The organism is Marinilactibacillus sp. GCM10026970, assembly GCF_042660675.1.
Taxonomy (GTDB): Bacteria; Bacillota; Bacilli; order Lactobacillales; family Carnobacteriaceae_A; genus Marinilactibacillus.
The window spans coordinates 36,495-54,144 of sequence record NZ_JBHSUL010000009.1; the positions used below are offsets into that span (position 1 = coordinate 36,495).

The 17,650-nt window shown below is 38.9% G+C and carries 17 protein-coding genes; 7 read left to right on the top strand and 10 right to left on the bottom strand.

Annotation, left to right across the window (positions count from 1 at the left end; all coding sequences use genetic code 11):
- Entirely contained in the window at window positions 1–1,038 is a 1,038-nt protein-coding gene (gene trpX, locus ACFP65_RS03230) for a tryptophan ABC transporter substrate-binding protein (RefSeq protein WP_379915825.1), read from the bottom strand.
- 599 nt (window positions 1,039–1,637) lie between these two features.
- Between trpX and ACFP65_RS03235 the strand changes: the two genes are divergently transcribed.
- Complete coding sequence (locus ACFP65_RS03235) at window positions 1,638–2,783, top strand: NAD(P)/FAD-dependent oxidoreductase (protein WP_379915827.1); 1,146 nt, start codon at window positions 1,638–1,640, stop codon at window positions 2,781–2,783.
- 21 nt (window positions 2,784–2,804) lie between these two features.
- The gene (locus ACFP65_RS03240; protein ID WP_379915829.1) at window positions 2,805–2,999 is read left to right on the top strand and encodes a C4-dicarboxylate ABC transporter; all 195 of its coding nucleotides are present in this window, start codon (window positions 2,805–2,807) and stop codon (window positions 2,997–2,999) included.
- A gap of 84 nt (window positions 3,000–3,083) precedes the next feature.
- On the opposite strand, the gene ACFP65_RS03245 is transcribed toward ACFP65_RS03240, so the two are convergent.
- Entirely contained in the window at window positions 3,084–3,776 is a 693-nt protein-coding gene (locus ACFP65_RS03245) for a phosphatase PAP2 family protein (protein WP_379915830.1), read from the bottom strand.
- 258 nt (window positions 3,777–4,034) lie between these two features.
- On the opposite strand from ACFP65_RS03245, the gene guaC reads away from it, so the two are divergent.
- Window positions 4,035–5,069, top strand: coding sequence for a GMP reductase (guaC, locus tag ACFP65_RS03250; RefSeq protein ID WP_379915832.1), 1,035 nt, complete (start codon window positions 4,035–4,037; stop codon window positions 5,067–5,069).
- Between the two features lie 252 nt (window positions 5,070–5,321).
- Here the strand turns inward: guaC and ACFP65_RS03255 are convergent, their stop codons facing one another.
- Together ACFP65_RS03255 and ACFP65_RS03260 are read right to left on the bottom strand one after the other, a co-directional pair.
- Complete coding sequence (locus ACFP65_RS03255) at window positions 5,322–5,864, bottom strand: guanylate kinase (RefSeq protein WP_379915834.1); 543 nt, start codon at window positions 5,862–5,864, stop codon at window positions 5,322–5,324.
- Window positions 5,865–5,910: 46 nt separating this feature from the next.
- Window positions 5,911–6,564 carry an undecaprenyl diphosphate synthase family protein gene (locus ACFP65_RS03260; RefSeq protein ID WP_379915835.1) on the bottom strand — a complete coding sequence of 218 codons (654 nt, stop codon included), beginning with the start codon at window positions 6,562–6,564 and terminating at the stop codon, window positions 5,911–5,913.
- A gap of 317 nt (window positions 6,565–6,881) precedes the next feature.
- Between ACFP65_RS03260 and ACFP65_RS03265 the strand changes: the two genes are divergently transcribed.
- Both ACFP65_RS03265 and ACFP65_RS03270 read left to right on the top strand, forming a co-directional pair.
- Window positions 6,882–7,136, top strand: coding sequence for a hypothetical protein (locus tag ACFP65_RS03265; RefSeq protein ID WP_379915837.1), 255 nt, complete (start codon window positions 6,882–6,884; stop codon window positions 7,134–7,136).
- A 458-nt stretch (window positions 7,137–7,594) separates the two neighbouring features.
- The gene (locus tag ACFP65_RS03270; protein ID WP_379915839.1) at window positions 7,595–8,323 is read left to right on the top strand and encodes a DUF6577 family protein; all 729 of its coding nucleotides are present in this window, start codon (window positions 7,595–7,597) and stop codon (window positions 8,321–8,323) included.
- Between the two features lie 99 nt (window positions 8,324–8,422).
- On the opposite strand, the gene ACFP65_RS03275 is transcribed toward ACFP65_RS03270, so the two are convergent.
- Entirely contained in the window at window positions 8,423–9,781 is a 1,359-nt protein-coding gene (locus tag ACFP65_RS03275) for a D-serine ammonia-lyase (protein WP_379915841.1), read from the bottom strand.
- A 280-nt stretch (window positions 9,782–10,061) separates the two neighbouring features.
- On the opposite strand from ACFP65_RS03275, the gene ACFP65_RS03280 reads away from it, so the two are divergent.
- Window positions 10,062–10,820: a threonine/serine exporter family protein gene (locus tag ACFP65_RS03280; RefSeq protein WP_379915842.1), complete on the top strand. Its 759-nt coding sequence runs from the start codon at window positions 10,062–10,064 to the stop codon at window positions 10,818–10,820.
- 50 nt (window positions 10,821–10,870) lie between these two features.
- Window positions 10,871–11,338 carry a threonine/serine exporter family protein gene (locus tag ACFP65_RS03285; protein ID WP_379915844.1) on the top strand — a complete coding sequence of 156 codons (468 nt, stop codon included), beginning with the start codon at window positions 10,871–10,873 and terminating at the stop codon, window positions 11,336–11,338.
- Window positions 11,339–11,386: 48 nt separating this feature from the next.
- Here ACFP65_RS03285 and ACFP65_RS03290 read toward each other — a convergent pair whose 3' ends face one another.
- The 5 genes from ACFP65_RS03290 to purM form a co-directional block, all read right to left on the bottom strand.
- Window positions 11,387–12,973, bottom strand: a complete 1,587-nt coding sequence (locus ACFP65_RS03290) for a peptidoglycan DD-metalloendopeptidase family protein (protein ID WP_379915846.1) — start codon at window positions 12,971–12,973, stop codon at window positions 11,387–11,389.
- Between the two features lie 149 nt (window positions 12,974–13,122).
- Window positions 13,123–14,382, bottom strand: a complete 1,260-nt coding sequence (gene purD, locus ACFP65_RS03295; protein ID WP_379915848.1) for a phosphoribosylamine--glycine ligase — start codon at window positions 14,380–14,382, stop codon at window positions 13,123–13,125.
- Between the two features lie 74 nt (window positions 14,383–14,456).
- On the bottom strand, window positions 14,457–15,992 hold the full coding sequence (gene purH / locus ACFP65_RS03300) for a bifunctional phosphoribosylaminoimidazolecarboxamide formyltransferase/IMP cyclohydrolase (RefSeq protein ID WP_379915850.1): 1,536 nt from the start codon (window positions 15,990–15,992) through the stop codon (window positions 14,457–14,459).
- A complete protein-coding gene (purN, locus tag ACFP65_RS03305) occupies window positions 15,989–16,594 on the bottom strand; it encodes a phosphoribosylglycinamide formyltransferase (RefSeq protein WP_379915852.1) in 606 nt (201 codons plus the stop codon). Before purN ends, purH begins: the two co-directional genes overlap by 4 nt.
- Entirely contained in the window at window positions 16,587–17,630 is a 1,044-nt protein-coding gene (purM, locus tag ACFP65_RS03310) for a phosphoribosylformylglycinamidine cyclo-ligase (protein WP_379915854.1), read from the bottom strand. The genes purN and purM overlap by 8 nt, the downstream gene beginning before the upstream one ends.
- Window positions 17,631–17,650 lie beyond the last annotated feature (20 nt).

The following is a 17,650-nucleotide window of genomic DNA, read 5'->3' on the forward strand; positions in this document are numbered from 1 at the left end:
TTATTGTCCTCCGTTTTCTGGTTCGATGATGACACTATTTTCTAAAATCTCTTCAGGAATCGTAACACCGATTGCTTCCGCTTTTTCAACATTGATCAGTTGTTCTCCACCTAAAGCAATATACACTGGAAAGTCTGCTGGATCTCTTCCATCTAACACTTCCGCAGCCATTCTGCCTGAATCGACACCTAGCTGTACTTGACTAATTCCAATCGTAGCCAATCCACCTTGAGCAATCATCAAATCTACTGTCGGAATGAGTGGCATATTATAGCGATCTGCTTCGCTGACAACCGTATTGAAGGCACTCGCGATTGTATTATCTGTTGGCAGGTAAATCACATCCACTTCTCTGGACATGTTCGCCACCATCTGCTGAATCTCGTTCGTATTAGAAACTGTGTAAACTTTTAAGTCCAGACCCGCATTTTCAATCGCCACTTGAGCACGATTCGCTTCGGCTCTTGCATTGTCTTCTCCAGAGCTATAAAGCATTCCAACCGTTTGAACCTCTGGTAAAATGTCTGTCATCAATCTTATTTGATCCTCAACGGGTGCTTGGTTTTTCACGCCGGTCACATTCCCACCCGGAACTTCTTCTGACTCGACTAAGCCTGAACCGACTGGGTCTGAAACAGCAGCCATTATGATGGGAATATCACTGGTCGCATTTGTCAGAGCCTGACTAGCGGGTGTCCCGATTCCAATCACGATATCTGCCCCATCACTAACAATAGAACTGGCCATCGTATTCATCAGGTTCTGATCGCCTTGTGCATTCTGGAAGTTGATGGTCAAGTTTTCTCCTTCAACATATCCATTATCTGCAAGACCTTGAATCGTTCCTTCTCGAATTTCGTCAAGCGACGGGTGACTCGTTGTTTGTAGTAAGCCGACTGTGATCTGTCTTTCTTCAGTTGTTTCTGCTACTTCATTTGTCGTATTCTGGTTAGCAGATTGTCCTGACGGAAAAAAGAATCCTACAATCAATACGGCAAATATTAGTGCGAATGTAGCAAGCATGCCTCTTCTTTTCATTTTTACTATTCCTCTCTCATTTATCAATTTTTAACAAGCTTTATCTTTTCTTTTCCACTCCCAGTCAGATATCATCTGCATCAGCTCCTTAAATACTTATGTATACTTTTAATTAGACAGTGCTTTCATAGATAAGCCACAAAAAAAGGCAATCTCCACACTTTGGTTCAGTAGTGGAAATCGCCTTTTAAAAAAAACAAAACCACATAGATATCGTGATATCCATGTGGTTACTTATCTAGAATTTCTCGAGAAATAAGCCGCATAGATACAAAATTTAGAATACGTTCTAAACGTTGTATCTATGAGACTACTCATATCTACAACGATCTACGCCAGCTTTGCCAGTTCATATTTAATTGTACTGTCTGCTTAGAATCGAAGTTCATGAGTGTCTCTCCTTTGTCATCTTTAATGTGATTTTTATCTTACAGTGTTCCTCAGAAGTTGTCAACAAAAATCTTCTTCCTCGCTGAGCAGTTGCTCCTGTAGTCTACAAAGTACCTGCAAACCTATTTGTTTCGAGGTTTCCCTGTTCCTTTGATCTTTAAACATGGTAAACTGACTAGGTAAAGAAAGAAAAGGAGTTCGTTAAGAACATGACAAAAAAAATCGCTATTGTAGGTGCCGGAGTCGTCGGCGCTTCAGCAGCCTATTATTTAAGCAAAGAAAAAGATATTGAACTGACAATTTTCGACGAAGGAATTGGTCAAGGGACTTCTGCCGCAGCTGGAATCATCAGTCCTTGGTTATCTAGAAGGCGAAACCAGAAGTGGTACCGTATGGTCAAAGCAGGTGCTGCCTTTTATCCAAAATTTTTAAGTGACGTCATGGACGGTGACCCTATTCCTAACACTGTTTATAGCAAAGTGGGGACTTTATTATTCAAATCTAAGTATCGCCATTTGGAAGAACTGCTTGAGATTGGATATAAAAGACGTGAGGAAGCCCCAGAAATTGGTGATCTTCAGATTTTATCCCCTGAAGAAATCAAGCAGAAAGTTCCGATCTATACCGGAGAACTGTCAGCGTTATGGGCATCAGGCGGTGCTAAAGTAGATGGCAAAGAATTGGTGACCTTATTAATTGAGAAAGCCACCCAAAATGGCGCGACCTTTATTCAAGAACGCGTAGAAACCTTGAAACCTGAGTCTAACGGAGTAACGATTTCTACTGGACAGTCTGCTTATTCTTTTGATAGTATTGTGCTTGCTGTAGCGGCTTGGCTGCCAATGCTACTGGAACCACTGGGCTATGAGCTAGATTTGCGTCCACAAAAAGGACAACTCGCTATTCTCCAACTTCAAGATACACCAACAGCCACATGGCCTGTCATTATGCCCGAAGGCGAATTCGATATTATTCCCTTTGAAGATGGTCGGATTGTGATTGGCGCTACACACGAAAATGATAAAGGGTTCGACTTAAAAATCGATTCGTCTCTGTTGACTTCGATGGTTAAAGATTCTGTGGCAATATTTTCAACTTATTTCGACCAAGCAACTATTGTGGATTACCGCTCAGGAACACGCGCTTATACATCTGATTTTTCTCCTTATTATGGCCCTGTTCCTTCCCTACCGAATGTTTATGCAGCAAGTGGATTGGGTTCAACTGGACTCACCGCTGGTCCCTTAGTTGGTAAAGAACTTGCCCTTTTGGCGATGAATCAGGAAACACACTTACCTTTATCCGATTACCCAATCGAGCAATACATTAAAAAAACAAATCATTTAACAAAATGAGACTAACAAAGAGGTGCTTTTATGTCAGCTTCTATTGGAAATACCATCGGTTGGACAGCAACCGCATTGTCTTTTATCGGCTTCTTTATCTGGAATATCCCTTTAGGCATCATCGCGATGCTTTTAGGTCTAGCAGGACTAATGAGTGATCAAAAAGGCGTCAACTGGACAGCCATCGGACTAGGTGCTATCGCAGTGATTATTGGAATTATTTGATAGAAAAAAAGATGATCCCAGATATTTGGGATCATCTTTTTAGTATCATACTTTTTGAGTTCCTGCTTAACGATTGTGATGGTGTCATTCGATCTTTTCAATGTCTGGTCTCTTTGTAAGAGACAATCCATAAAGTCCAATACTAAACGTCAGCCACATCATCCCAACAGAGTACCCGCCTACAATATCTGACGGAAAATGAACACCTAAATAAATTCGGCTGACGCCAATGACTAGAATCAATGTACTTAAGGCAATGGTTGCAGTAATACGAAACCAAAGTCGTTTAGACAGTCGCAGGATCAAGAAAATCATTGCGCCATATAAAATAATTGAACCCATTGCGTGACCACTCGGAAATGAATACCCACCTTGTGTGATCAAATGCTCCACCGCGCTAGGTCTATCTCTTCTAATGACAAATTTCAGTACTTGGTTGAGTACGCCTGCACCCAGGGCAACTGTTAGTAGATACCATAAAGACAACCACTTGTTTCTCAGCTTAAATAAAATAAACGAGCTGACGATTAGTGCGATGATCGTCGTCGGCCCTCCATTACCAATGTAAGTAATGGTTCGAAAAATACTGGTTAATAATGGATCACGTTCATCAATGATCTCACTCCCTACGTAATCATCAAACATCCCGAGAATGCCCCATTCGAAATATCCCGCCATCGCTAGAAGCAAGAATGGAATAATCATAATCATTCCCAAGTAAAACATCGTTTTTGGCTTCCATAAGTGTCGCTTAACTTTTTTCAATGGATCTGGCATGACCGTTTCCCTCCATGGATTCATAATGATGAACCCTTTAATTGTATTTGTAATCATAGCACAAGTTTTTGGTTTAATCGTGTCTAATTTTTTGCAGTTACTTTACTGATTTCTTTTTTCTGTAAATCCCCTTTGACTTATGGTGTTTCATTAGGTAAAGTAGTCAAGGGAATCTGAAATACTCCCCTCTAATCTTCGTCTGATTTAATGAGGCGATAGGTTAGAAAGTATACCTACTATAGAGGAGTTTATTGTTGTATGAAAGTATTTGATTACGAAGATATTCAATTGATCCCTGCCAAAGCTATTGTATCCAGTCGTTCTGCTTGTGACACTTCAGTAGAATTAGGTGGACGCCGCTTTATGCTTCCGGTTGTTCCAGCGAACATGCAGACAGTTGTTGATGAAGAATTGTCAATCTGGCTTGCAAAAAACGGTTATTTTTATGTGATGCACCGCTTTGACGAAGCTGCTCGTGCTGGTTTTATTCAAAACATGCATGAACAAGATCTTTACGCTTCAATTAGTTTAGGTGTCAAAGATGAAGAATATGATTTTGTTAAAGAATTAGCTGAACAAAATCTAGTTCCTGAATATGCAACGATCGATGTTGCCCATGGCCACTCTCAAATGGTTATCGACATGATTACACATGTTAAAAAATATTTACCCGAAACTTTCCTGATTGCCGGTAATGTAGGTACTCCAGAAGCCGTTCGTGAACTTGAAAATGCCGGAGCTGACGCAACTAAAGTTGGTATCGGACCTGGTAAGGTTTGTACAACAAAACTGAAAACGGGTTTTGGTACAGGTGGATGGCAATTAGCTGCTGTCTCTCACTGTTCAAAAGCTGCACGTAAGCCAATCATTGCAGATGGAGGCGTCCGCACTCACGGAGATATCGCTAAATCTATGCGCTTTGGTGCAACAATGGTTATGATTGGTTCGATGTTTGCTGGACATGATCAATCACCAGGCAAAATGGTAGAAGTCAATGGCCGACCTTATAAAGAGTATTTCGGTAGTGCTTCATCGCACCAAAAAGGCGAACGCAAAAATGTTGAAGGTAAAAAAATGCTGACACCTTATAAAGGCGATATTGCAGATACACTACTTGAAATGAAACAAGATCTACAATCTTCTATTTCATACGCAGGTGGAGATGATCTTGACTCTCTACGTAAAGTAGATTACGTGATCGTTAAAAATTCTATTATGAATGGTGAGAACTATAACGCTAGTGGAATCGATGTTCCAGATAGTTTTGCTACTTCATCAAATTTTCAACCTTAAGAACATAAACGAAGCACCTGTGAGCTAGCGCTCACGGGTGCTTTTTCGTTTCCATTATAGTTAGTCTTTTCTTTTGATTTCTATATAAATAAATAAAGCGTAATAAAAAATCACAGCAAACAAAACGATAAAGAAAGTCCAAAAAGGTATATTAAAAAATAAGTACATAATTAAAAATAGAACAAAAGAAAATAGAGGGTACCATACAAGCGTTTTAGGATCAATATCACGTTGAGACAAGGTTATCCTCTCCTAATTTGTTTGGTTCAAATGAGAAAGAATTTGGTCAACAGTCTCCTGTATAGAAATATTTTCAATAACGAGATCTGTGTCTTCCGGAGGTGCCAATTCATCATTTGCTTCACTGTGACAAAGCCTCTCATAAATTTTCTCTTCACTATCCCCACGTTTACGCATACGTTCAGCCATCATTTCTTTTGAAATGTAAATAAACACGACAACTGTTTCTTGTGGAAAGCTTCTTTTCATCGCTCTCGCTCCATGACGATCAAGAGAAACATGAACAACATCATGTTCTCTTAATGCATCGCTAACTTCTTGCTTTGTCAGTCCGTAGACCTTTTGATTATAAACAGTTTGCTCAACAAAGTCCGCCGGATCCAACTCTTCGATTTTTCTGAAATGATAATCGATACCTTCTTGTTCTCCAAGGCGCGGTTCTCTAGTGGTGGTCGTAACCAGTTTCGGAATTCCATTACGTGATAAAGCTTCTCCTACGGTTGTTTTTCCACTACCGCTTGGTCCTACCATAACAATAATGCACTTATTACCCATGAATACTCACCTCAGTATACCTCCGTATATTGATAAGGTCTTATTCTTATCCACCTAATGTAACATCTGTTTTCTGATACCAATCAAGCGCATCATATAAATGCTGATTCTTATAATCTGGCCAGTATTCATCGATCACAAAAATATCAGAATAGACAGATTGGATCGGTAAAAATCCGCTCAGTCTTCGGCGACCGCCCCATCTTAAAACCATATCCATACGAGAAACATCTTTAGAGGCAATATTGTCGATCAAATCACCTGTCTCTTCATGATTTAAAGCATAATTCAAATCCCAGTTCCATCCATAATTCACTAAAAAATTTACTTTCATTTTACCTTCACCAAATTGTGTACGGTTCATAGCATATGGGAGTAGTTCCTTTGGAAAAACCTTAGAGTCTGTATTCCCCAGCACCAGTAAATCTGCATCACGCTTTTTCAGTTCATTTACTGAATCCACGCACGCTTTCTGAAAAGCTTTTGTTTGTAGAGAGGGTCTTTTTACGTTATCCATTGTGAAACCATAAAAAGTCATTTCCTCTACACCTAATTCCAGGCACGCTTCATATAATTCTAATCCTGGTCCAATTCCATGAGGGTAGCCATCTGTTTTTTGCAGTCCTTGTCCAACCGCCCAACGACGATTTCCATCTGGAATAACTCCAATATGTTTTGGCATACGTTTAAATGTTTTCATACTTTTTATAGGTCTCCTTATATTCTACTGCAGATTTTTAAAAATCATTTAATGAATTCTCATATCTTATAATACCGTTTTTGACCCCTACACATCAACTCACACGTACATATTTGTTGAAACAGGTTTAAAGTAAGAAAAAATCATATGCTCCCTTTTACAAACCTGTAACAAAGTGATAAAATAATAAGTAAGAAAACGCTATCTTATTCTAAATCAAATAAAATGTATTGCTCTACAATCAGTAAGTCCTGTATACTTTGAGTTCCATAAAAACGTACGTTTAAATCGATTTACCCAGTTGAGGAGGGGTTGAAGTGTTTAAAACAGAACGAAGTAAACGCTTGTTTCATATTGTCAGTAACTTATTTATCGCACTATTCTGGGGTTGGACGCTTTATATCCAGTACAGTATTGAATACCAGAGTTCATTTGAAATTAGTTTTCAAAGAGTTTATATGATTTTACTTTGGGTCTTTATTATGACCACAATTGGACGAATATTTTACCATATAATAAAACTTAGAAAATATACTAAACGTAAAAAAGAATCTAAAACAAAATTTGCTTAATATCCTTAAATTCCATTTCTCATCTATCATGAGAAATGGAATTTAATTTTTTTAATATAAATTTATAAAAAGAAATCTTTATCCATTTACAAACATTCCATGTAACCGCTTATCTAAAGATTCAGTAATTTCTTTACGGCCTCTTCAACTGGACGAAATTAGCATGATTATATTCAGTAAAAACCCTTAATACGTTTAATATGAAATCATACAATTCTCTTTAAATTACACTTCAATTTTTCATGTTATTTCTAGTTATATTGTTATAAAAGCATCTAGAAAAACGATTTAAATCGTTTTTCTAAATTATTAATATAATTATAACGAACGTTATCAAAAAAAGTTCTGTTTTTCAGATGTTTACATTCTGCTATTTTATTTTATTCTGGTATACTAACTGTAATAAAAGTCATACCTAAAAAATATAATGACAAATGTTAAATTAGGGGAGGCATTTTGTGAATTCAACATTTAAAGTTAATGAACTCCAGTATTATCTGAAACATCATCAACCTGTAGATACAAGCGGACTGCTTTCCTTTTACCGGAAATTTGACGCTTCCTTGAGCTATAGTACGCTACGTTGGCGTATCCATGAACTCAAAAAGTTACAAATCATTTATAGTCCCAAACGTGGATATTATGCTTTAAATGATAAGAAAGCATTTATACACGAATCAACACCTGAAATGGATGATATCGTAAGAACGATACAGACATCCCTACCAGAGTCAAAATTTTCGATTTACTCGACTGATTGGCTGACGGATTTTTCGGATCATACATATCCGTGCCATAACATTATGATTGATGTTGAAGCTTGTTCTTTGAATTCTGCTTTCGACAAGATTAAGCAGATCCACGAAAACGTGTTTCTTGCACCGGAAGAATCTATTTATGAGCACTACATATCTCCTGAAACACATAATATTATTTTAAATAAGCTGTACGTTGATGCACCCATCAATCATGTTGATAGCTTTTACTATACGCCTAAGCTAGAAAAATTGTTAGTCGATCTCATTTTAAATGATCCTATCATTTTAATGATTAGTAAGCCTGAAATCAAAACGATTGTTTCTAATTTACAAAAAACCTACCATATTAATTATTCTACTTTGAATCGCTATTCTAAAAAACGATATTTAGGAGAAAGAATTACAAAATACGGCTTGCTTCAGGCTTGAAGCGAGCTAAAGAAAAGACCGCGTCCTCATATAATTATGAGCACGTGGTCTTTTCTTTAGTATAACAAAGGAATTGAACACTTGTTTTCATCGTTCAATTTAAACCAGTTGTTCACTGATTGCTTGACCTTCTTCTAAAAAAGTTTTTTTATTCTCTTCAGGTACCATGGATCCACCTGTTGCCCAAGCGATGTGTGTAGCTTGGGATAATTTATTGGTTAAATGATGACTCCGAATATAATGTTTCCCTGCTTCTGATCCTAATAATCTTTGAGGACCTGCTAGTCCAGCAACGGCTGCCGGCTCAAGGAAAATGGTTTCTTTGTCATGTAAATTAAATAGTAACTGACGGAAAACTTCATCTTTCAAGCTATAACCTGCACTAAAGTAGTTATGCATCAATTTAGCAACTAAGCCTGAAGTTCTTGGAACAGCTAAGCCGTCCGCAACAGTCAGTCCACCTAGTCCAATTTCTTCAACTGAAATTTCGTCATATAACTTTGAATCTAATCCAACGAGCATACTCGGCATTTTGGTAGGCTCTGCAAAAATACAATGTACGTGATCTCCAAAAGCTTGCTTCATTCCAAATGTGATCCCACTTGGAGAACCTCCAATTCCGCACGGTAAGTAAACAAATAATGGGTGGTTCTCATCAACCTTGATTCCCTTTTTATCTAGCTGCTTCTTCATACGGTATCCACCAACCGTATAACCGAGGAACAGCTCTTCTGAGTGTTCATCGTCTACAAAATAACTATTTGGGTTGGCATTAGATTCTTCTCTTCCCTGTTCTACCGCTTTAGAAAAGTTGGTATCATGTTCAATGACTTTTACACCTTTTGAACGTAAATATTCTTTTTTCCATTGCTTCGCTTCAACAGACATATGGACGGTTACGTTGAATCCTAATTTACTTCCCATCGTCCCTACGCTGATACCAAGATTTCCTGTTGTCCCTACCGCGATATGATGCTGAGCAAAAAACGCCTTGAATTCATCACTAGCGAAAATAGCGTAATCTTCTTCGATGCTATTTAACATACCTTGTTCTAGTGCGATTGTTTCTGCATGTTTCAGCACTTCATAAATCGCACCTCTGGCTTTGATTGTTCCAGAAATGGGAAGTAGATCATCGCGTTTTAACCACAATTTCCCTTGAATGGTTTCTTCATTTACTTCGTTCAACCAATTTCTCATGGATGGTATTTCCATTAATTCAGATTCAATGATCCCTTCCGTCTTTTGTGTTTCAGGAAAAGCGATTTGAATGTATGACGCAAATCTTTGAAGTCTGGCTTCTACGTCTTCTATATCTTTCATTGAATATTTTGTATGTCTATTTGCTTCTTCAGCTTTCAAGTATGCAGGATTCTCCCAAAAAACTTCTTTTCCTGCAGATATTTCTTTAATTAAAGGACTTTGTTCCGTAAATTCCCCTACCTGTCCTTCTACCATTGTGTTCAACCCTCTCCGTTGCGTTGTATTCTTCCATCATTCTACCTACTCAAACTACATCCAAACCATTGTAGCATATTTTTGATTTTGCAAAAGGGATTCTTTGTTTTTGATTAAAAGTAGTGCTTTTAGATAATATTCTAATGTGAATAAGGTTTTTACCTTTTTAAATATTCGTTTAGTTTTTTCTTTTAAGGATTCTTTTTTGTTCTCTATCGATTTTTGATACTGATATCGTTATACTGAGTTTATTGAATTTTATTGGAAAGAAGGGAATGGCTTGGAAAGTTATCCAGTAGCGGATATTCTGGACGTTTGTGTTGAAGCAGGACAGGTTATGCTCGAAAATGGGGCAGAGACGTACCGAGTAGAAGACACATTGTATCGAATTGCAAAAAGCTATGATCTGGTTTACATTAATGTTTTTGTCGTACCAACTGCTTTGATTTTAACGGTTCAAGGAAAAGACAAACAAGACCACACCGAATTACTCCGGATGACTGAAAGACAGACGAACCTTGAAAAAGTTTCCAAAGTAAATGAATTGTCCAGGCACCTTACTCAAAATCTACTTTCTCCTGATGAGGTAAAAGAAAAGCTTCGCGAAATCAAACAAGCGCCTAGAAATTTCAACCAATGGCAGAGAAATTTAGCGATTGCCTGCGCTTGCGGCTGTTTTCCTTTATTATTTGAAGGAACGTACGAAGATATGCTACCTTCCTTTATCGCCGGAGGACTTGGACACGTTCTTTTTGATATCGTTAACCGTTGGACAAATGTCAGTTTCTTTGCAGAAATGGTCGCTGCTTTCTTTATAGGATTATGTGCTGTTTTCTTTACCTCTTTTGGGATAGGCAATGACATCAATACTATTATTATCGGTAGTGTAATGTGTCTTGTTCCAGGTATGGCCATCACCAATAGTTTCCGTGACCTGATGGCAGGACATCTTCTGGCTGGGGTCGCTGTGGTGGCAAAAGCTTTACTAACAGCAGGTGCTATTGGAATTGGGATCGCTATGGTTTTAACCTTCCTATAAGTTTGATGAAGACTATTCATGAACCCTATCGATGTTAAGGAGAATGTATTATGATTACGCAGTATCTCACTTATTTTCTTGCTGCTTTTGTTGCTACAATTGGTTTTGGTATTTTATATAACGTTCCTAAAAGAACCATTATTGCTTCTAGTTTAGCTGGAGCAATGGGGTGGATTGTCTATTACTTTCTATCTTTTCAAATCGATCTGGATCTTTTTGTTGGTGCTGGAGCTGCTGCTTTTCTTGTAGCAAACTGTAGTCAGTGGTTTGCTCGTTACTACCGTATGCCTGTAATCGTCTTTGCGATTCCCGGCATCATTCCTCTCGTCCCTGGAGGATCTGCCTACAATATGATGCGCGCATTTATAGAAGGACATTCTGACGTTGCTTTTATGTATGCGACTGAAACTTTTCTGGTCTCTGGCGCCATTGCGCTTGGATTGTCTGTAAACAGTGGTTTATTACAAGTTCTTTCGTCTAGAAAACTAGGTAAACGCGATAAACGGTATTTACCTTAAATTCTAGCAAAAAAAGCATCCACAAATTGGTGGATGCTTTTTTAAGTTCTATAATCCAATATAAGTTGCTGGATTGGTAAATTGTCCGTTTACACGAACTTCAAAATGTAAGTGAACGCCTGTTGAAACACCGGTCGTTCCCATTGTTCCAATGCGTTGACCTTGCTGAACCGCTTGTCCTGCAGACACTAGTAAATTGGGTTGTAAATGAGCATATAGAGTTTCATAACCATTACCGTGGTTGATCTTGATATAGTAGCCATAACTAGAGCTGTAGCTCGAAATACTAACCGTTCCGCTTGCAGCAGCTATAATCGGACCACTTCCGGCAATATCTATTCCGTTATGCTTCGTGCGGATCCCAGTGACTGGGTGGATTCTGACACCATACCCAGAAGATACATATCCATTAGCCGGTCTAATAAATTGAGAAGATGAGACGGGTGATGATATAACTTCTTCTTCAACAATGGGTTCTGGTTTCACTTCTGGTTTAGGTTCTACCTCTACTTTTTGTTTCGATTTTATTTCCGTTTTTTGTTCAGGCTCTACGTTTTGTTGACTATCTTCCTCTGTTCCTAGTGATGGATTCGTAGAAGTGCTTGGCTTAACTTGTGTATCTTTTTCGTTTTTTAAATCAACTGTTTGCGCTTGTACCTGAGATTTTTCTGATGTTTTTTCTTGTTCTGCTTTCTCTTGCGCTTCTTGCCTTGCTAATGCTTCTTGCGTTCTTTTCTCTTGTGCTTCCGCTTCTGCTGCTAGTTGCTCTTCAGCCTGCTTTTCTGCGAGTAGTTGTGCCGCAATGCGTTCTTCTTCGAGTCTTTTCTCTTCTGCTAATTTCTCCTCAACACGTATTCTTTCTGTTTCCGCATCGATTTCCCCATCAATATCCGCTGATTGAAGTGCAAGTGCATACTGCTCTTGTATAAACGTTTCTTTTTCTTCAGCAGTCATCTGATACAGTTCCACAACTTGATTGATTTGACGATCAAGCTGTGTTTGTTGTGAAGAAAGCTCAGTTCTTGTTTGTTCCATCTCATAGAGTATTTGAGTGACTTCTTCTTTTTCAAATTGCATTTGCGCTTCTGCTTTGACCACTGCTTGCTGATCTCTAATTTGATCAGCCATCATCCTTTGGTTTGCAGAAACCAGTGTATTCACAATACTCAAACGTCCAATCACTTCTGCAAGATTTTCAGAAGCTACAATCGTATGTATGATATTTCCTGCGTGCCATTTCGTTTGAGTAGCGCGTGCTTGCGTATCTAATTTCTGATTTCTTTTTTCGATTGCATGATTGAGTATAATCACTTCATCCTGAAGATTCTCAATCTGAATATTTGTCTCTTCTAAAACGGCGCTTTGTTCTTCAAGCCCTATAGACAGTTCACCTATACTGATTTGAAGACCTTGTATGTCGTTTTCCAAGCTTGCTCTTTGCTGATCTAGCTCATTTAATCTTGTATCTTGTTGGTCTATCGTACCTTCTACCTCAGTTGCTCGCTCTTCTATGGACTCTTTTTCTTTCTGTAGTTCATCCAATGAACTTTCGGCAAATACCGAGTGCGTGAACAATAGATTTATGTTCGATAATAAGAGCGCAGTTACCGAAACTGCTAGCCAATTTCTTTTCAAAAAATCTCCCCCACGTTCGCAGTCTTCTATAAGAAGTATAGTGTACTGACTTCTTAATTGGAAATGAATTGGGGCAATTTTTTATTACAGTTTGATGACTATAACAAATGACCTCTCTATCCCTTGCTAGCATAGGAGCCGGTTATCTTTCACCTTCTTTTTGCCTTGTCTCCAATATCTTTTCGGTAAATGACTTTTTGGGAATTCACTTTATTTAATTGATTGTAAATTTTCTGCTGAGCTTCTGCTATGGATTCACCGCAAGCTTCTAGAAGATAAATACGTCCGCCATTAGAATAAAGATGACCGTCTTTTTCTTTTACGCCAGCATAATAAGTGATTGTATCTTCAGATTCCGTCGGTTCAATCAAAATATCCAAGTCGTACTTTTCCGGGTATCCTTTAGCTGCCACAACGACGCCTAAATCTATTCCTGTTGTTTTCCACTTTATATCTGGATCTTTTTCATCAAGTATATCTGTAATCACTTCTACTAGATCCGATTCCATTCGGTTCAAAACAACTTGTGTTTCTGGATCTCCGAATCTCGCGTTGAACTCAATTGTTTTAGGTCCTGATTCTGTAGCGATCACACCGGCATATAGTACCCCTGTAAAAGGTGTTTGACTATCAGCCAATCCTTGCGCAGCTGGTTGTAGAATTCTTTTTACCGCTTCTGCTACGGTTTCTTCAGAAATATGTGGCACTGGAGAATACGCACCCATCCCGCCAGTATTTGGCCCTTTATCTAATTCCAACAAACGTTTATGGTCTTGAGAAATGGGCATCGGAAAAATATTTTCTCCATTGACGAAAGCCATTAATGAAAACTCTTCGCCTGCCAGACATTCTTCAATGACGACTTGAGAAGCTGACTCCCCAAATTTATTGTCTTGCATCATTTCTTTTAGTGCTTTTTGCGCTTCTTCCATTGTTTCAGCTACAATAACGCCTTTCCCTGAGGCCAATCCGTCTGCCTTAATCACAATAGGCGCGCCTTGCGCTTGAATATAGGCTTTTGCTTTTTCGTATTCGTCAAACACTTGATAGGCGGCAGTCGGAATACCTTGATTGACCATTAGCTCTTTTGCAAATGCTTTTGATGCTTCAATTAAGGTTGCGGCTTTGGATGGTCCAAACACGGATAGACCATTCTTGTAGAAGTCATCTGCTAGTCCATTGAACAAAGGAACTTCCGGTCCGATAATCGTCCAGTCGATTTGATGGTCTACTGCAAAGGCAATCAGTTGATCATGATCGTCTAAAGAAAGATCTTTTATTTGAATACCATCTAATTTCATACCAGCGTTACCAGGGATACAGTATACTGTTTCTGATAATGGACTTTGATTTAATTTCTTTGCAATCGCATGCTCGCGACCCCCGCTTCCAATAACCAATAGATTCATAATGGATTCCTCATTTCATGATTTTTATGTAAAAAACGAAAGAGAGGTCTCCCTTCTCTTTCGTTTTGAATGGCTTAATGTCTAAAGTGTCGAGTTGATGTTACGACCATTGCAATGCCGTACTCATCTGCTTTATCAATGGATTCCTGATCCTTGATGCTTCCACCAGGTTGAATGATTGCTTTGATTCCGTGTTCAGCTGCATAAGCTACACTATCGTCCATTGGGAAGAAGGCATCACTCGCTAGTGCAGCCCCCTTTGCCAAGTCACCGGCTTGCTCAATGGCAATTTTGACCGCTCCGACTCGGTTCATCTGACCAGCGCCAATACCTAGCGTACGTTCACTGTTTCCAACAACAATAGCATTACTTTTAACATGCTTAACGACTTTCCAGTTGAACGCTAAAGCCTTCATTTGTTCGTCCGTTGGTTGGGTTTTCGTGACCACTTTCCATTCTGGCTTATTTGCTTCTTCAATCCAGTCCTGATCTTGAACTAACAGTCCACCTAAAACAGAAACCAATTCTTTTCCACCTGAGGTTGCTTGCGAGAAATCCAGTTCAAGTAAACGGATGTTTTTCTTGGTGCTTAATAGGCTCATCGCTTCTTCTGAAAAGCTTGGTGCAATCACAATCTCTAAAAAGATTTTGTGTAGTTTTTCTGCCACTTCCAGAGAAACTTCTCTATTTAACACAACAATTCCACCAAATATTGAAATACTATCTGCTTCATATGCACGGTCGAAAGCATCTTCAATGGTTTCACCAATACCAATTCCGCAAGGATTCATATGCTTAACGGCAACGGCTACAGGTTCTGTGAATTCTCTTGCCATACGAATCGCAGCATCTGCATCTTTGATATTATTATAAGAAAGTTCTTTTCCGTGTAACTGTTTTGCCTTGGCGATAGAAAAAGGACCGGCCATTGGATCTTCATAGAAGACCGCAGACTGGTGGCTATTTTCTCCATAACGTAAGCTTTGCTTTTTATTGTAGGTTACGGTAACGGATTCTGGATCTTTCACGTTGGATAAATCTGTTAAGTAATCCGCAATCAGTGCATCATAACTCGCAGTATGACGGAACACTTTCGCTGCTAACCCTTGTCTTGTTTCAAGACTTGTTTCGCCATTTGCTTTTAATTCTTCAATGACTTTAGCGTAGTCCTTTGCATCTACAACAACCGTTACGGAAGCAAAGTTTTTAGCAGCGCTTCTCAGCATGCTTGGTCCACCGATATCGATTTGCTCAATCGCTTCTTCTGCAGTGACATCAGCTTTTTTGATCGTTTCTTTGAAAGGATAAAGATTTACACAGACATAATCGATTGGCTTGATTTCATGAGTTTCCATTGCTTGCATATGACTTTCTAAATCTCTTCGTCCTAATAAGCCTCCATGAATTAACGGATGTAAGGTTTTAACACGCCCATCCATCATTTCTGGAAAATCAGTCACCTCTTCGATTGAAATTGTCGGGATCCCAGCTTCTTCTAAAACTTTTTTTGTTCCCCCAGTAGAAATAATTTCCACGTCGTTTTGAATCAATGACTGTGCAAATTCTACGATATTTGTTTTATCTGACACGCTAATCAGTGCTCGCTTCATGAATTGACCTGCTCCTTCTGCAACTTTTCAATATACGCTTGAATCACATTTGGATACATCGAATGTTCTAATTTATGTATTTTTTCTCCCAGCGATTCTAACGTTTCATCTGATTCTACCATGACTTTCTGTTGAGACAAAATAGGGCCCGTATCAACGCCTTGATCGACTAGATGAACGGTTACCCCGGTCTCTTTGACACCTGCGGCAAAAGCATCTCCAATCCCACTTTCACCTGGAAAATCCGGTAGTAAAGAAGGATGAATGTTGATAATGCGCTCCGTATACTTCTCCAATAAAGTCTTGCCAATGATGCGCATATAACCCGCCAATACAATCAGGTCGATTTCGTGATTTTCAAGGTGTTTTAGTAGAACCGTTTCAAACGCTTTTTTTGTTTTGTAGTCACTTGGTTGAATAATTATACTAGGTACTGCTTTAATTTCAGCACGTTTTAAAACGTAAGCTTCTGGTTGATCACAAATCAATAGACTCAGCTCTGCTTTGATAGAGCCTTTTTGAACAGCTTCAGCAATGACTTCAAAATTTGATCCATTTCCAGAAGCAAATATAGCTATTTTTAAGTTCTTTTGATTATTCAAAGACAATCGCTCCATCTAAGTGACTTAACTGTTCTAAGACTTCACCGATCAAAACAGGAGCTTCCCCACTTTGGATTAACTTTTCCATAACGGCAGACACGTTCTCTTCTGAAACTGCTAAGACCATCCCAATACCCATATTGAAAATCTCGTACATTTCTTCAGGCTTCAGCTGACCTTCTTTTTCAAGTAAATCAAAGATAGCCGGTATTTTCCAAGTACCTTTTTTAATTTTAGCTCCTAAGCCTTCTGCTAGCATTCTCGGTAGATTCTCTACAAATCCCCCGCCTGTTATATGAGAAATGCCGTGGATTAGGTGCTCTTTGATTAGTGGTAAAACAGGTTGAACGTAAATCTTTGTTGGTTCAAGTAGTTCTTGTCCAAGCGTTCTACCATTCAATGATTCAAATTCGGTATCTAATTTGTAATCGTTCTGTTCAAAAAATACTTTTCTTACCAATGAATATCCGTTGGAATGAATACCGCTTGAGGGTAGACCAATCAACTGGTCTCCTGCTTTCACTTTATCCGTAGTGAGTAATTCTGTTTTTTCTGCAACCCCTACGCAAAATCCTGCTAAGTCATACGCTTCTTCTTCGTACATATCCGGCATCTCAGCAGTTTCTCCCCCGATTAACGCTGCGCCTGCTTGCACGCATCCTTCTGAAATCCCAGCAACAATTTGTTCCATTCTTTCCGGGACTGTCTTTCCTGTCGCAATGTAGTCCAAAAAATACAAAGGTTCTGCGCCTTGAGCCAAAATATCATTCACACACATCGCTACGCAGTCGATCCCGATTGTGTCATGCTTGTCTTGTTGGATCGCTAGTAACAATTTAGTTCCGACACCATCGGTTCCAGAAACTAGTACAGGTTCTTTTACGTCTATTGCAGATAAATCAAATGCGCCACCGAAACCTCCTAAAGCACCCATCACACCTAGCCGTTCTGTTCGTTTGGCATGTTTCTTGATTCTTTCAACTGTTTCGTAGCCTGCTTCTACATCTACGCCAGCATTCGCATAGGCATTTCCCATCTGAATAAACCTCCTGTTTT

Coding starts and splice junctions, on each gene's coding strand:
- trpX (WP_379915825.1), bottom strand. CDS start 1,038: ATGAAAAGAAGAGGCATGCTTGCTACATTCGCACTAATATTTGCCGTA.
- ACFP65_RS03235 (WP_379915827.1), top strand. CDS start 1,638: ATGACAAAAAAAATCGCTATTGTAGGTGCCGGAGTCGTCGGCGCTTCA.
- ACFP65_RS03240 (WP_379915829.1), top strand. CDS start 2,805: ATGTCAGCTTCTATTGGAAATACCATCGGTTGGACAGCAACCGCATTG.
- ACFP65_RS03245 (WP_379915830.1), bottom strand. CDS start 3,776: ATGCCAGATCCATTGAAAAAAGTTAAGCGACACTTATGGAAGCCAAAA.
- guaC (WP_379915832.1), top strand. CDS start 4,035: ATGAAAGTATTTGATTACGAAGATATTCAATTGATCCCTGCCAAAGCT.
- ACFP65_RS03255 (WP_379915834.1), bottom strand. CDS start 5,864: ATGGGTAATAAGTGCATTATTGTTATGGTAGGACCAAGCGGTAGTGGA.
- ACFP65_RS03260 (WP_379915835.1), bottom strand. CDS start 6,564: ATGAAAACATTTAAACGTATGCCAAAACATATTGGAGTTATTCCAGAT.
- ACFP65_RS03275 (WP_379915841.1), bottom strand. CDS start 9,781: ATGGTAGAAGGACAGGTAGGGGAATTTACGGAACAAAGTCCTTTAATT.
- ACFP65_RS03285 (WP_379915844.1), top strand. CDS start 10,871: ATGATTACGCAGTATCTCACTTATTTTCTTGCTGCTTTTGTTGCTACA.
- purD (WP_379915848.1), bottom strand. CDS start 14,382: ATGAATCTATTGGTTATTGGAAGCGGGGGTCGCGAGCATGCGATTGCA.
- purH (WP_379915850.1), bottom strand. CDS start 15,992: ATGAAGCGAGCACTGATTAGCGTGTCAGATAAAACAAATATCGTAGAA.
- purM (WP_379915854.1), bottom strand. CDS start 17,630: ATGGGAAATGCCTATGCGAATGCTGGCGTAGATGTAGAAGCAGGCTAC.